Origin of the sequence: Phyllobacterium sp. 22229 (assembly GCF_052056495.1) — a bacterium.
GTDB lineage: Bacteria > Pseudomonadota > Alphaproteobacteria > Rhizobiales > Rhizobiaceae > Phyllobacterium > Phyllobacterium myrsinacearum.
The window spans coordinates 273,648-288,604 of record NZ_JBQEPA010000002.1 but is presented as its reverse complement, the minus strand read 5'-3'; the positions used below and the strand labels follow the sequence as shown (position 1 = coordinate 288,604).

13 protein-coding genes and 1 pseudogene are annotated in these 14,957 nt (G+C 52.4%); 7 read left to right on the top strand and 7 right to left on the bottom strand.

From position 1 onward, the window contains the following. Positions 1–239 precede the first annotated feature (239 nt). Together ACTJJ7_RS03630 and ACTJJ7_RS03625 are read left to right on the top strand one after the other, a co-directional pair. The gene (locus tag ACTJJ7_RS03630; protein WP_440965410.1) at positions 240–1,013 is read left to right on the top strand and encodes a hypothetical protein; all 774 of its coding nucleotides are present in this window, start codon (positions 240–242) and stop codon (positions 1,011–1,013) included. 322 nt (positions 1,014–1,335) lie between these two features. Beyond that, positions 1,336–1,602 carry a hypothetical protein gene (locus tag ACTJJ7_RS03625; RefSeq protein WP_440965408.1) on the top strand — a complete coding sequence of 89 codons (267 nt, stop codon included), beginning with the start codon at positions 1,336–1,338 and terminating at the stop codon, positions 1,600–1,602. Between the two features lie 667 nt (positions 1,603–2,269). Here ACTJJ7_RS03625 and ACTJJ7_RS03620 read toward each other — a convergent pair. From ACTJJ7_RS03620 to ACTJJ7_RS03605, 4 genes are all read right to left on the bottom strand, one after another. Beyond that, the gene (locus ACTJJ7_RS03620; RefSeq protein WP_199538069.1) at positions 2,270–2,734 is read right to left on the bottom strand and encodes a GNAT family N-acetyltransferase; all 465 of its coding nucleotides are present in this window, start codon (positions 2,732–2,734) and stop codon (positions 2,270–2,272) included. Positions 2,735–3,082: 348 nt separating this feature from the next. Further along, positions 3,083–3,733: a LysE family translocator gene (locus ACTJJ7_RS03615; RefSeq protein WP_440965405.1), complete on the bottom strand. Its 651-nt coding sequence runs from the start codon at positions 3,731–3,733 to the stop codon at positions 3,083–3,085. Between the two features lie 298 nt (positions 3,734–4,031). Further along, entirely contained in the window at positions 4,032–5,033 is a 1,002-nt protein-coding gene (locus ACTJJ7_RS03610; protein ID WP_440965403.1) for an NADP-dependent oxidoreductase, read from the bottom strand. Between the two features lie 60 nt (positions 5,034–5,093). After that, positions 5,094–5,906 carry an oxidoreductase gene (locus tag ACTJJ7_RS03605; RefSeq protein WP_440965402.1) on the bottom strand — a complete coding sequence of 271 codons (813 nt, stop codon included), beginning with the start codon at positions 5,904–5,906 and terminating at the stop codon, positions 5,094–5,096. Between the two features lie 87 nt (positions 5,907–5,993). On the opposite strand from ACTJJ7_RS03605, the gene ACTJJ7_RS03600 reads away from it, so the two are divergent. Beyond that, on the top strand, positions 5,994–6,425 hold the full coding sequence (locus tag ACTJJ7_RS03600; RefSeq protein ID WP_440965400.1) for a winged helix-turn-helix transcriptional regulator: 432 nt from the start codon (positions 5,994–5,996) through the stop codon (positions 6,423–6,425). 249 nt (positions 6,426–6,674) lie between these two features. On the opposite strand, the gene ACTJJ7_RS03595 is transcribed toward ACTJJ7_RS03600, so the two are convergent. Both ACTJJ7_RS03595 and ACTJJ7_RS03590 read right to left on the bottom strand, forming a co-directional pair. After that, entirely contained in the window at positions 6,675–9,791 is a 3,117-nt protein-coding gene (locus ACTJJ7_RS03595; protein ID WP_440965398.1) for an efflux RND transporter permease subunit, read from the bottom strand. After that, positions 9,791–10,909 carry an efflux RND transporter periplasmic adaptor subunit gene (locus ACTJJ7_RS03590; RefSeq protein ID WP_440965396.1) on the bottom strand — a complete coding sequence of 373 codons (1,119 nt, stop codon included), beginning with the start codon at positions 10,907–10,909 and terminating at the stop codon, positions 9,791–9,793. Before ACTJJ7_RS03590 ends, ACTJJ7_RS03595 begins: the two co-directional genes overlap by 1 nt. A 208-nt stretch (positions 10,910–11,117) precedes the next feature. On the opposite strand from ACTJJ7_RS03590, the gene ACTJJ7_RS03585 reads away from it, so the two are divergent. After that, a complete protein-coding gene (locus ACTJJ7_RS03585; RefSeq protein ID WP_105737719.1) occupies positions 11,118–11,696 on the top strand; it encodes a TetR/AcrR family transcriptional regulator in 579 nt (192 codons plus the stop codon). Positions 11,697–11,763: 67 nt separating this feature from the next. Continuing rightward, positions 11,764–12,243 (top strand): annotated as a pseudogene (locus ACTJJ7_RS03580) (SDR family NAD(P)-dependent oxidoreductase); the annotation flags it as partial. 334 nt (positions 12,244–12,577) lie between these two features. Here ACTJJ7_RS03580 and ACTJJ7_RS03575 read toward each other — a convergent pair. After that, positions 12,578–13,396 carry a hypothetical protein gene (locus ACTJJ7_RS03575; RefSeq protein ID WP_440965394.1) on the bottom strand — a complete coding sequence of 273 codons (819 nt, stop codon included), beginning with the start codon at positions 13,394–13,396 and terminating at the stop codon, positions 12,578–12,580. An 89-nt stretch (positions 13,397–13,485) separates the two neighbouring features. On the opposite strand from ACTJJ7_RS03575, the gene ACTJJ7_RS03570 reads away from it, so the two are divergent. Next, positions 13,486–14,202 carry a DUF6610 family protein gene (locus tag ACTJJ7_RS03570; protein WP_440965393.1) on the top strand — a complete coding sequence of 239 codons (717 nt, stop codon included), beginning with the start codon at positions 13,486–13,488 and terminating at the stop codon, positions 14,200–14,202. After that, positions 14,199–14,828, top strand: a complete 630-nt coding sequence (locus ACTJJ7_RS03565) for a YkgJ family cysteine cluster protein (RefSeq protein WP_440965391.1) — start codon at positions 14,199–14,201, stop codon at positions 14,826–14,828. Before ACTJJ7_RS03570 ends, ACTJJ7_RS03565 begins: the two co-directional genes overlap by 4 nt. Positions 14,829–14,957 lie beyond the last annotated feature (129 nt).

Below are 14,957 nucleotides of genomic sequence, written 5' to 3'. Positions count from 1 at the left end.
GGTCGTTGATCAACGCGTTTCCGCACAATGGCTCTGAAGCAAGCGACATACTCCGAATAAGCGGCTTTAGGTTGGTTTCGTGCGGGGCGAGTTGATTGACTCTATCAGTAACACTAAGGGTCATAAAGCCCAGAATGAACGGTGGCATGGAAGCTACAGCCGGTGGTAGAAACACGACAGATGTGACCCGATAAATCAATCCGGAAATCATTATATCAATCGCGAAGAGATGGTCGATTATGAGATTTTTGCTTGCATTCTCTACGTTAGTCTTTTGCGTATTTTTGCTTTCCAATGCATTTGCCCAGGCCGACGATCCGCAGAAATTAATGCAGTTTGCTATAGTTCGCGAGGACAGCCACCAATGTGAGCCAATATGCCCTGAATGGATATATGCCTATGGCTCAATCGGGACGACAACCCCCAAAGAGTTTGAGAAGGTGATATCGCAAATGGGCGATCGACGATTACCCATAATAATCGAATCCCCAGGCGGTGATATGAAGGCTGGGCTAGAGATGGGCCGTTTGGTCAGAAAAAACGGCCTAGACATCGCGGTCGGACGCGTGCAGTTCAAAGCTTGCCGCCCGGAAGACCAGACATGCAAACCCATTTACACAAACCCAACCGCTTATGCTGGATCGGCTGTTCCTGATTATGCCTATTGTTCGTCTGCCTGTGTATTTGTCGTGGCAGGAGGGCTTAAACGTTTGGGAGGGAGAAAAGAATTCGGCGTGCACAGACCGTTTGTGCCGGGGCACCCCCCCGAAACCGGACCTAGTCCAGTCAAATCAATGCTTGCCAATTTCTTTTCTGAGATGGGCGTCGATCCCGGGATCGTCGATATTGCTTTGTCATCACATCAGATAATCCATTTACCTCGCCAAAAAGCACAAGACCTCCATCTTACCACCGGAATGGGTAATCTGTACGAACTGATGGGTGTTCGTTTGTGCACTCAGGACCCTTTACGCAAAAATTGCGTCGTGAGTAACGTTCACGCTATGCAATAGGCCTATTGGACTGAAATATCCGAAGTCTGTACAAAAACGAAAGTTATGAGGAACTGATCGGTTGTGCGCGCCGCAGATGCCTTGGAAATCTTGGTTCATAGATGCCGATAAGAGCTGTTCTGTTGAAACCCTTGAATGGGCACGTCTGGCCTATCTGTTTGAATGTCCGCTTTGCGCAGGAATGTGCCAAAGGTATGTATAAGCCCAAAAAGAGCACACAGTTTGCGGTAGCGGTGGTTTATGGGACAGAGCGCATGCAAAGAGCATTTCGCCATGGCTGTGTGTGGCGAAATGTTCGCTCACTTTGTTAAGGAGCGGATGGATGACTGAATTTTACCATGTGGGGCAATGTCCCAGCTGCCGGCAAGGTTGGCTGATATTGCAGCGAAATCTCACAAGCCAAGACATTTACGCTCATTGCGAAGAATGTGAGGCGGGATTCATCACGCCTGATGATTTGATCGAGCCCCTGAATGGGTTTCTTACAGTCCTGGATCAATACGACTATGAAACTGAAAACCCGACCAAGGAGGAAATATCGCGCACGGTCTGGGCTAACTTTATTGTCAAAAAAGTCCCGTCAAATTAGCGAAAACCAGCTTTATGGCTCTACATTCTGCCATTTGTCTTTACGCAGTTTCCTCTGATTGATTTTCTCGATCTCGGCGTCATCAAGGCTTTTGAAAGGACCGATGATTTCGTTCGCTAAACCCTCGGCCTCAACGACGACGTAAAACAGACCAAGGCTCACAGTTACATGAATGAGAGGTTTGATGGTCTTTTTTTGCCCATTGATTGAACCTTTCGCACATTTAAAGCCGCAATAAGCATTTATGTGGATAACCAATCAAGGGGCTAATTCTTACAAATGTTACATCCTTTGCGCGCAACAAATCCAGTCCGATCACACAGTGAGCGACAGGTGGAAGTTGATGTTAGGCACGATGGGCCAACAAAGGTCGTCAATGTTCTTGGATGGAGTTGAGGCAATCGCACCCTTGAAGACCTGACACAGCTGGAGCAAGGCAAGGACTAACGGTATATCTCCCCTTTATAGATGCCGATAACGGCAGGACTCATCAAATCCATTATTGCCCCACGCCTCATTCATAATCTGAAAGGCCGTTTTGCGCCCTCTTTCCATCCATTTCAAACAAGATTGCCTAATGCCCAAAGCGGTCGTTTAATTTGGCGACGACGAAGCCCACTTGCCTAGAATGCCGACGATCTGCTTTCATTGCGTCTCCTACGCAAAATCAGGCATCCTCAATCCACCCTGATGGTTGGATTGCCAGGTTCAGTATCGGGCGCGCCCATGTCACCTTCAACGTTGGCGGTTTAGTTCCAACGATGGTCGCCCCCATCTTTTGATAGAACCCGACCGAAGGTGGGTGGGAGATGATCTTAATTGAAGGAATACCACGTCGCTTTGCTTCAGCCGCCATGTGTTGAAATAGCTTCGCACCTATTCCTGATCCTTGAGCGTGATCCGCAACAAACATGAGGTCCAATTCCGGTTCGTCGTCTAGCGCCAGGCTGTAGAAGCCAGCGATATCGTCCTGAAGGTCAGCGATGTAGAACACATCAGCGTCTATCTGGTCGGCTGTGATGGCATAGCCATCCAGAATGCTGGCGTAGTTGCCATGATAGGCACTTGATCGATGCATCAACTGGGTAAGCGCTTTTGCGTCACCGCGCTCGGCAGGTCTGATCTTGAGCAACGTGCACCCCCTATCCACAACTGAGTGTCATACCACCCCCCCATCACCGACCCAAGCTCTTCGCTCTCAAGTCGTGGACTTGGCGACAATTATTGCCGAGACTGCTGTCAAACATTTGCTCAGCATTGGAGTTGAAATTGAAAGTCTCGCCGATCATGTCTCCTATCGAGCTTCCACCCACGTTCGTATCCCGGTCTTAAACGGTTGAACCGCCGCAGAGGTATACTCGAATTAGTTCGTGAACCCATAAAAGCGAACGGCTAGGTGATTTATGTGATGACGTGCTGCCGATTCATATCGTCGCCGACGGGCTATCCGTAGGAGCAGATTTCAGGGGAAGGCGGATGTCTATTTCTTGTGATTGCTCGCAAAAGCGGCTGTCAATCCAAGACCGATGTAAACGAAACCGCTGACCCAGCGTTCAGCCTTCAGGTACACGGGACTGCGCTTCAGCCATTTGCCCGCGGCCCCGGCGGCAAGTGCGTAGGAGCTATCCGTCAGAACACCAATCGCTGTGTAAACAAGCCCGAGAAAAGCGATCTGCATAGCCACATGGCCACGGTTGACCTCAACGAACTGCGGCAAGAAAGCCAGAAAAAACAGTGCTGTCTTCGGATTGAGGAGATTAACGATAAAGCCCTCGCGAAAGAGGCGCACGCGGCTTCGTGTGGCTAAACCGCCCTCGAGGTTGGGAATGTCCGACGGGCCGAAAAGCTTTTTGAGACCAAGCCAGATTAGATAGGCCGCGCCAGCATATTTCACTACGCTGAAGGCAAGCGCGGATGACGCCAGGAGTGCCGACAACCCCACAGCGGCGGCGGCGACATGAACAAGCGTGGCCGTATGGATGCCAAGGATCGAAACGAGGCCGGCAGAGCGACCCTGCTCGACCGAGCGCGCGAAGATGTAAAGAACTGCCGGTCCCGGCACGAGAAGCAACACCAGTGTGGCGCTGACGAACAGACCAAGATTCGTTGCGCTGGGAATTACCAAATCCATGATTGTTTTACCCCGACTTCTATTGCACCAGCAATAACATTGGGCTGCGTCAAAGGCTAGGTCGTCTGCAGCTTGGCTGCTGCTGTGCTTTCACATCTCACCGATTTCTGGCTGAGGCTGAGGAAAGTGGCATTTCCGAAATCCGGTACAGATGCTTCGGATAGGGCCCCGTCGATACGGCTTCCCTCAGCCGATGCTCAACGTTTCACGCGCGTCCGCATCAGCACGACAATCTTGGTAAATGCCGGTTCATGCAGCTCGGGCGCCATTGCAAAAAAGCATGCAGTGGCGACACTTGTCATCTCATAGCAATGACAACCTTGCCCTTCGCCCGGCCTGTCTCGACATAGGTCAGCGCCTCGTTGGTCTTCGCGAACGAGAAGATCCGATCCACTACCGGCCGTATGACACCTGCTTCGATCAGCGCTGTGATTTTGGCAAGTTGTTCGCCATCTGCCGTCATGAACAAAAAAGAATAGCTGACTTGATGGCGTTTCGATTTCCTTCTGATACCAAAGCTTAGCAAGCGCACGACCTGCTGGAGCAACCAGCCAGAACCGTTCTGTTTGGCAAAAGCCGGATCAGGCGGGCCGGAGATTGAAATAAGCTTTCCGCCGGGCTTCAGCACACGGAGTGATTTCTCCAATGTGTCCGTGCCAAGACTGTTCAGCACGACATCATAGTCCTTCAAGACTTCCTCAAAATTCTGGGTTTTGTAGTCGATTACGACGTCTGCTCCGAGACTTTTGACGAGATCGACATTTGAAGTGCTTGTGGTCGTTGCCACCAGTGCCCCGAGATGTTTGGCAAGCTGGATGGCGATTGTGCCTACACCGCCGGAACCGGCATGGATCAGGACTTTCTGTCCCTTTTGCAGATTGGCCCGCTCGACAAGCACCTGCCATGCGGTCAAAGCGACAAGCGGAATGGACGCGGCCTCTTCCATGGTCAGATTGTTGGGCTTTATGGCCACGTCGGCCTCATTCATCGCAATGAACTCCGCGAACGTGCCGATGCGGTCTTGCCTCGGACGGGCATAGACCTCATCACCCGGCTTGAAACGACTGACCTTTGACCCGACCCGAACCACAATACCCGACACATCGTTACCAAGGATCAGGGGTAGCCGGTACGGCAGGATAAGCTTGAATTCACCGTCCTTGATCTTGGCATCCAGAACGTTGACGCTGGCAGCGTGGATCTGGACCATGACGTCAGTCTCCCGCAGCTCCGGCTCAGGACTTTCGCCGAACCGCAAAACTGCGCCTTTTGCATATCGATCGACCAAAAAGGCTTTCATGGGTTTGCCCTTATGTATGAGTTAGCGATCCGCCGGAAAATACAATCCAGCGGTAATTGTTCAGGCAGGAAGCTTATTGTATTTGCGAAGGTTTTTATCGACGAATGACTCTGGCAGGAAGCGACGCAGGAAGTGAACTTGTCCTGCAACCTTTCCTACAGTGTAGCGTCTTTTGGGAGAAAACGCGTTTGCCGCCTTCACGACCACATCGGCGACCATCTCTGGCGTGTCCCCTGCTTCCACTATTTCACGCATCAGCCTCTCTGCGTCGGCACGAACGGTATCATATACAGGCATCGGCTGATCTGCTCTGGTGAGGTTTTCCTCAAAAGAGGTACGGGTGGCGCCGGGCTCCACGAGAACGACACGAATGCCTTGCGTGCGGATTTCGTGATCCAAGGATTCGGAATAGCCCTCGATTGCATGCTTTGTGGATGCATAGAGCGCGTTGTAGGGTGCAGGGATCAACCCGAGAATGGAGCTCATGTTGATAATTCTGCCTTTTCGCTGACGTCTCATGACCGGGAGGACCTTATTCGTTATCCGCAGGACGCCGAACACGTTTACATCAAACAGAGCCTTGGCTTGCATAGCTGAGGACTCTTCAGCGCCGCCAAGCAGCCCAATCCCGGCATTATTGACGAGAAGGTCGATCCGTCCGGTAAGGCGCAGAACCTCGTCGACCGCGTGCTGTACAGATTCATCATTCGTGACATCGCAGACCAGCATGGTAATGCCTTCAACGTCAGCAACCTGCTTGCGGCTGGTTCCGAATACCCGGTATCCATCACGTTGAAGCGCTTGTGCGGTTGCCAGCCCAATGCCAGAGGATGCGCCTGTAATCAGGGCAACACCTTTGCTTTTCTCACTCATTTGATTGTCTTTCTTTTGGTATGGATTTCTGCCTGAAAGGCATATACTATCATTTCGATACTAAGTCACTATCAAAAAGATATCGACATGAAGAATCTTTCAGACCAGCCATGCCTCATCGCCCGCAGCCTTGCCCTTGTGGGCGATGCGTGGAGCATGCTCATCATGCGCGATGCCCATGCGGGGCTGACCCGCTTCGACGATTTTCGCAAGAGTCTGGGCATTGCGCCAACGATCCTGACCCGGCGTCTGGCAGCCCTGACAGAAGACGGCTTGCTGGAGAAACGCCGCTATTCGGAGCGGCCGCCACGGGACGAATATCTGCTGACAGAAGCTGGCCGGGATCTTCTGCCCGTTCTCTTTGCGATTGGCGCGTGGGGCCGCAAGCATCGCAGCGGAGGAAAGGTAACCCAGTTCTTCGACGCTGAAACCGGGACCGAAATCGACCCGGTCACCATCGACCGGGCGACGGGTGCTGAGATCGGAACGCGTCCCATTCGCATCGCTGAACCCGAATAAGACTTAAAGCGCAAATGTTTGCATCCCTGATCGACTTATTGGCAGTGACTGCCGGGCGATTTATCAGCTCTCACTATGGAGCATACACACCCTGTTGATTTCTGCATCAAATTGACCCTCATTGTCCTTTTGCGTGGTCTGCCTGTTCCGCCACTACTCTCCGATTTTGACATAGGCTGAGCCGTATGACCTTTCAAAGGCCAGCTTTGCTCCGCCTGCAAATCAATCCTTCATAGAGAAGTATTCTATCTATTCTGCGGCCGTTGGGCTGTTCACTTCCAGTGCACCTGGCAGCATAGCAGGCTTGGGCAACTGATCTGCGGTCGGCTTGATCCGAAACCATGCGGCGTAGAGGGCTGGCAGGAAAAGGAGGATCAGCACCGTACCGGCTGCTGTGCCACCAATCAACGTGTATGCCATCGAGCCCCAGAACACCGAATGCGTGAGCGGAATGAAGGCCAAAACAGCGGCGAGTGCGGTCAGGATCACCGGGCGCGTGCGTTGAACCGTAGCCTCGATGACAGCATGATAATCATCAAGACCCGCGGACTGGTTTTCCTTGATCTGCTCAGTCAGGATCAAAGTGTTCCGCATCAAGATACCAGCCAGTCCAATCAATCCGATAATGGCATTGAAACCAAAGGGCTGGTTGAAAGCGATCAGCATCGGAACCACGCCAGCAAGGCCGAGCGGTGCCGTCAACATGACCATGGTCATTGTCGAAAGACTTCGAACCTGCAGGATGATGACGATCAGCATGGCGGCGATCATGAGCGGGAAAATTTTTACGAGCGCAACGTTGGCCTTGAGAGATTCCTCGATGTTTCCGCCCATTTCGATGCGATATCCGGCCGGAAGCGAGGAGATCAGCTGCTGCAGCGCCGTCATGACCTGCTGCGAGACCTCGGGGGGCTGCGTCGCCTCATTGATATCCGATCGGATGGTGATAATTGACGTTCGATCCCGACGTTTGAGGATGGGTTCTTCAAATCGAATTTCGGAATGTCCGATCTGGTCAAGGGGAACCTGGCGTCCGTTCCGGCTCATCAGCGAAAAATCTGCCAGCCGCGCCGGATCCAATCGGTTTTCGCCGGCACTACGGGCTATGACAGGCACGTTGCGGATGTTCTCGCGGACCTGCGTAACGGGAATACCCGTCAGCAAAAGCTGCATCTGCTGGGCTGCCTCGGCGGGCGAAAGACCAATCAGATTAAGCCGCTCCTGATCGGGGACATAGCGAAGAACAGGCGTCCGATTACCCCAGTCGCGGTTTGCCTGCCTGACATCCGGAACGCTCTTCATGATATCAAGTGCTTTTTCCGAAATCCGGTAGAGTTGCTTCGGATCGGGGCCCATAATACGGAACTCGACGGGAAACGGTGTATATGGACCGAAAACCAGCTGCGTGACGCGCACAAAGGCTTCCGGGGCTAACCCTGCCGATACAGCTTCCCTGAGCCGATGCTTCAACGTTTCGCGCGCCTCCGCATCAGGAGTAAGCACGACAATCTTGGCAAATGCCGGGTCAGGCAGCTCGGGAGCCATTGCGAAGAAAAAGCGCGGCGCTCCCTGGCCGATATAGCTTGTAACGATCTTCGCCTCTGGCTGATCCTTCAGCCATTGTTCGAGCTTTTCGACAGAGGCGGTTGTCGTTTCGATGCTTGTGCCCTCCGGCAGGCGGACCTCGATGAGTACTTCGGGTCGATCCGACGTCGGGAAGAATTGCTGTTTGACTACCCCCATTCCAACGACGGAGAGACCCATGATGAAGCCAACGACCGTGCATGTCAGGTACTTATGGCGCACAGCATATGTGACAAGTCCCCGTAGTCGCCGGTAATTTGGAGTATTGTAGATCGCGTGGTGCCCGCCCTCTACCGGTTTGATCGCCGGCAGCATCTTGACGCCGAGGTAAGGTGTGAAGATCACCGCGACGATCCAGGAGACAATCAGTGCGAAGCCTACCACCCAGAAGATATTGCCGGCATATTCGCCGGCCGTTGACCTGGCAAAGCCAACGGGCATCAATCCGATGATTGTAACGAGTGTTCCCGACAACATGGGGGCTGCGGTATGGCTCCAGGCATAGGCGGCTGCCTTGATGCGATCCATGCCCTCTTCCATTTTCACCACCATCACCTCGATGGCAATAATGGCATCATCAACCAGTAGTCCGAGCGCCAGGATGAGTGCACCAAGCGTGATACGGTCGAAAAACCTGCCGGTCTCCAGCATGATAAGGAACACAACGGCAAGCGTCAGCGGAACGGCGAGCGCCACGACGATGCCAACACGCCAGCCGAGGCTGACCAGGCTCACAAACAACACCACGCCAAGCGCCATTGCGAATTTGAGCATGAACTCGCCTACGGCCTCATCAATGTTCACCGCCTGATCGCTTACCTTGGCGAGCGTCATTCCGAGGGGCAGTGTCTGTGCGATCGTTGTCGATCTTTCTTCCAGAGCCTTGCCAAGTTCGAGCCCGTTCCACCCCTGCTGCATCACGGCTCCAAGCATGACGGTGGGCTCGCCGTCATGGCGGATGATATAAGTCGCCGGATCTTCGTAGCCGCGCCGCACATCTGCAATGTCGGAGAGCTTCAACGTGCGTCCGGCAGCGACGATCGGCGTGTCGGCGATTGCCTGACCACTGTTATAAGCACCGTCAAACCTGATGAAGACCTGCGGGCCGCGCGTATCGATCGATCCTGCCGGCGTGACGGTGTTTTGCCGCTGCAAAGCCGCAGCTATGTCCTGGACGGAGATTCCAAGAGTAGCGAGTTTATCATAGGAGAACTCGACAAAGATTTGTTCAGGCCGCTCTCCGAGAATGTTGATCTTCTTGACGCCCGGCACGTGCAGCAGGTCCTGACGGACCAATTCCGCCTGCCGCACGAGCTCTCGCATAGGCATCCCCTTTGCCTTCAAGGCATAAAGAGCGAAACTCACATCTGAGTACTCGTCGTTGACAAAAGGCCCGAAAACACCTTGGGGCAGGTTTCGAGCTTCGTCTCCAAGTTTTTTCCGAGCCTGATAAAACTCTTCCTCGACAGCATCAGGTGGCGTGCTGTCCTTCAGCGTGACTGTCAAGAAGGCAAAGCCCGGACGCGTTGTTGTCTCGACCCGGTCATACCAGGTCAATTCCTGAATCCGCTTTTCGAGTGGTTCGGCAACCAGATCCTGCATCTCGCGCGCCGTCGCGCCTGGCCATGCAACTGTGACCGTCAGGGTCTTGATGGTAAACGATGGGTCCTCTGCCCGCCCGAGTTTGGCAAAAGCGTAGACACCTGCCGCAGCCAGAAGAACGATGAAGAACAGGGTGACGGCTCTCTCGCGAACTGCGAGCGCTGAAAGATTGAAGCTCATCAGTTTGCTGCCTCGGCCTGAAGGGCGGTCCTGACGGCAGCGCCTTCCTTGAGAAGATGTGCCCCGAGCGCCACGACCTCCTGTCCAAGTTCGATACCTGTAACAATGGCGGTTTCCCCGCCGAGCTGTTTGATCTGCACGTGAGCAAAACGCACGGTTGAAGAGCCCCGATCAAAAACCCAGACGCCAGTACGATTGCCGTCATCAAGCAAGGCACCGATCGGTACCGAGACTTCCGACTGCCTTTCGGCGTTGGAGATTGTGATCGTTACCGTCGAGCCCAGGGGTGCCGAAGCGGCATCTCCCTCGAGCACGTAACGCGCCTCGTAGGTGCGGGTCTGAGCATCAGCGGCATCGGAAATTTGTCGCAGGCGTGCAGTCCCTCCCCGCTCGGTGCCACCATATATGCGGGCTTCTGCTTCTGATCCGATCGCGGGACGTATCGTTTCGGGGAGAGCGACCACCGCCTCACGTGGCCCGGCATGCGCCAGTTGAACCACAGTCTGTCCTGCAGCGACGATCTGTCCGGCTTCACCGGGAGCCGCGACCACCGTCCCTGCTGCGCCAGCCACCAAGGTGGAGTAAGTCGCTTCGTTCTCGGCAACATTTGCTTCCGCCTCAGCCGCAGCAAGTTGGGCTTCCGCCGTATCCAGCACGGCCTTGGCCTGCTCGTAACGCTGAGGGGTAGCGGCAACCCTGTCCCTGACAAGGGACGCATAGCGCTTCTCGTCCGCGCTCGCCTGAACGAAGACCGCGCGTGCGGCGACAACCGCGTTATGTTTCGCGGTCAAGGCGAGACGTAAATCCGTGTCATCAATGCGCATCAAGGGTTGACCCACCTTGACTTGCTGGCCGACATCCACAAGACGTTCGACAATCTTGCCGGGAACACGAAATCCAAGATTGCTTTGCACCCGCGCGCCTACCGTGCCCGTGAAGGATCTCACAACGCCGGCCACGCTCGCAGTTTCAACAATCTTGACAAGTTGCGGGGCGACGCGGGGATCGGTTGCGGCTGACGCGTCCGGCTGCGGCCACTGTGAAAAAGGAACGACCGCTGTGACGGCGGAGACCGACAGCACAATTGTGCCAATGAGAAGAAGCCGTTTGTGCCCCATACCTGTAATCCTCGCGAGAATGCGCGCCACGACGCGAATTAGATTGTGATCGAACTCTATAATCAACTTAAAGTTCGAACGCAATCTAAATTAGGAGCAATCCCCGGCAAGGTGACAGTGGCTGCAATGATCAGCTGAGAAAACCTTGCATAGTCACTGCCCAGGCATTATAGAGTTCGAATGCAATCTATAACGAAAGAAGATCACAATGCGTGTTAGTCGCGTTCAAGCTTCGGAAAACCGCCAGGCCGTAATTGAAACGGCAAGTCGCCTTTTCAGAGAGCACGGCTTCGATGGAATTGGGCTGAAGGGTTTGATGGAGGCCGCCGGCTTGACGCAAGGTGCGTTCTACAAACAGTTCACCTCCAAAGAGGATCTCATTGCACAAGCATCAGAAAGAGCTTTGGAAAGTGCAACACAACAATGGGCTGCTGCTGCAGCAGCAAAACCTATGGATTCTTTGGGTGGAGTTATTGCGTTTTATCTAAGCACGGATCATCAATACGAAAAGATGGACGGGTGTCCCGTTGTTGCACTTGGGTCAGATGCCGCCAGGCAAGGCACCACTGTAAAGGCGTCATTCGAAGCGGGAATAAAGACATATCTCGATATACTTGAACGTATGATTTCCGATGGCGGCCACGAAAAGTCAGAGGGTAAAGCCATGGCCATTCTGTCCATAATGGTTGGCGCAATGACACTCGCACGCGCTGTTAACGACCAAACCCTCGCTCAGTCATTCTTCGATTCCGCAATCGAACAGGTCCAGAAGATCGCGGCGTCATGAGGAAGAACAACAGATGCTTCTTAAGTGAGCATTGATGATCGCCGATATCCCCGCGCAGGGGTCTGGTTTTTTGGAAACGCCGATCGAGCGTACTGTCGATATGATCCAACTCAACATCACGGCGCTCACAGAACTAAGTTTTCTATTTGGCCGCGAGATGGCCGCGCGAAATTCCGGACACATTCTTCTTGTCGCCAGTCTATTGGCTTTCCAGCCCGTCCCCACCTTTGCGGCGACGAAAGCTTATGTGTTGGCACTGGGTGAGGCATTGCACGATGAAATGCGCTCCCAAGGTGTGGTGGTAACCAGCCTTTGCCCGGGGCATACCGAAACAGGTTTTGATATTGCGGCCGGCGCAACCGTCTCGACCTTGCTGCGCATCCTCACGATGAAGCCTCGTCCCGTCGCAGCGAGTGGCATTAAGGCGCTTTCAAAAGGACAGGACAGCGTCGTTGCCGGTGTTCTGAACAACCTCGTTGTGCTTTTAAACCGACTGATACCACGCTCGATGCAACGATCGTCAATGCGAAAAGTGTTGGAATCCTAATGTTCGGTGACTCTCATTGGCTCATGTATAAAGTCGTTAAAAAACGATCGGTTGTACGTACTGCAAAAGACTAGCAAGTCTTCCTTTGAAAATGCCGATAATAGGCAATTTCGGGAATTTTTGATTGTGGCGAAAATGTCTACAATCATCCATCCTCTCGGAAGCAAATTTCATTACAGATTGCGGCTGATCGTGGCGACGCAGCTGGAAGCCACACTTTTCGAGAGCTCAATTTCAAAGTAATCCGATTTCGGCTGCTGCCTCTTGCAAAACCAGCGGCCTCATAGCCCCCGCGAAAGCCCGACGCTCAAGCCGACCATCTATTTTCTTAATTCTAAAAGAAAACTTTCGCAAATGGTGCCAACAAGAACAATCCGAAAAAAACCGTTGAGAATTGTGAACATCGATCAAGAGTCGTTTTTTTCTTATTAAGCTCGTCAAGAAATTCTGGATGTCCGTCGAGGGCGAATGTAGGGTGAGGTACTATTGTAGTAGGCTCGAGTGTCACGTGCCTCATCTCTCTGGTCTTCGCTACAACGTCAGGACCTGGTGATCCTGTACTGAATTCGATGTAGCTATCGAGTCGCTTTCGCCAAACATAAAGGGTGAACATCAATCCAATAACAATTGTATATAATGGCAACATCCACAATAAGTAGCGCATCCAACCCATTTCGGCGATTTTGTTCCAAATTAGATAGAACGATGGATATGCAGTCGTAACTTCCCAGATAATATTAAAAGAAGAAGCAACCGCAAATAACACGCACAATATAAACATATACTGCAAACTATTAATCAATTTATATTTTGGATGAAAGCCGATATAAGGGTTAAAATTCTTACGATCTTCTGCTGAAAAATAGACCGTTTCGACATTCGACATAAACGCAATCGCCCTTAAAGACCAATAGTTCGCATCGATGACCGTCACCGCCCCCCAAAACGCAGAGAATAGGGCAATCATCGTAGCTATGGGCAGGCCTATTTTCCCATCATGACCAGATGTCAAAATAGCCGCACCACCCGCTATGACAGCGATCGTCTGCCAACCCGCTTTGAGATGCCGATCAAGGTCTAGTGTAGACATTTTATAGTATTCTTTGACGAAATCGTGCCGCTGCGCCCTGATTTCCTTCTGCTCGTCACTCACTAGAAGCCTCCGTTAACTCTGCTCGTGCCACTGTGGTCGACAGCAAGGACTAACGTTAATACAGCAATACACGTGGGGAAACTGTTCAATTGTTTAGAGAGACCGAAATATCTAACCCCGACAGCATAATCGGACACAGCACGCCATCATCTACATTGCGAAAATTTGTTGCACACAGTTATCATGTTGCGAGTATAGCGACGGAATTTGGTTGGTTACCAGGTGCACGATATACAAACTTGCGCGACATCCGCAGGTTTGATCGACTTGGATTCCTCGATATCAATTGGAGGAACTATAACTTTTCCAAACATTTAGAAGCTGCGAAAGAAACGCGCCCTCTGCTCACAGTCGCCAGAGACATTGAGAACATAGATCATTTGAGCCAAACCCTTGATGAGGCATACCAGCTTCTCAAATATGCCGACACGGTTGTCGTTGTTCCAAAGGATGTAAGGCTGACCGACCGTATAGAAGATCTCATTCCACGTGAGTTTGCACTTGGTTTCAGCGTTCCAACTCGTTATGGGGGGACAGCCATTCCCACGTCATCCTTTCTCCGTCCGGTGCACCTCCTTGGTGGTCGCCCCGACATTCAACGGAGACTGGCACGAGAGATGCCAATCGCAAGTCTGGATTGCAACCGTTTCACATTGGATGCTGGATTCGGGGATTACTTCGACGGGGAGCGATTCCGTCCCCATCCTCTAGGGGGATATGAAACCTGCTTAAGAGCATCGCTCTTAAAGATAAATGGACTTTGGGCAGATTATATCTATGACCATCCGAAAGGATATGTCCAATGAAGCATCTAGATACGATAGACAAAATTGTGCAGGTCTACCTCGCAGGTATTTGCAGTCAACCCTTCACATATAAGAATCGCCAATATAGACCAAAGAAATTAGTGGTTTCGCCACTTCTCGTCCGTGGTTATACGTGTCCAAGTGGCTGCGGCGCCTGCTGTGGCAGTTTCTCCTTGGATTTTCTTCCGTCCGAGACGAAGGTCAATAACACCATCGCGCGCATACTTGAATTCGACGGACGCAGCGTTCCGATATTTTCCGATCGCCAAAGCGACGTAGATGATAGGTGGTGTCGGAATCTTGAGCGGAACACCGGACGTTGTACAGTTTACAACGAACGCCCAATGGCTTGTGACTTTGAGCTCATTAGGTTCTTGGTCTACGAGGATAAGGTTCTTCTTATTCAAAAACAGTATGGTCGGGCTTGGGCAATGGAGAGGCTTGACCACGATAGGGGAGCCCTGTGTGAAATGTTAGCGCCCAATCCTTCTACTGTCGCAGAAGTGGTCCGAAAACTTCGACGTTTACAGCAATGGGCTGACCATTTTCACATATCAACTCGCATAGAACCCATCATCGAATGGATTGCTCAAGGTGCTAACAACAGGCTCTATTTAGACGCATGAGGCAATCAACGGTTGAACCGCACTGCCCATTTAGCTCTTTGATTATAGAAACTGGGCATATGCGTCTAATCGGACTCGGCATCTCTGCTTCATCGTATTTGCATTTACCCGACGACCTATCAATAAAAC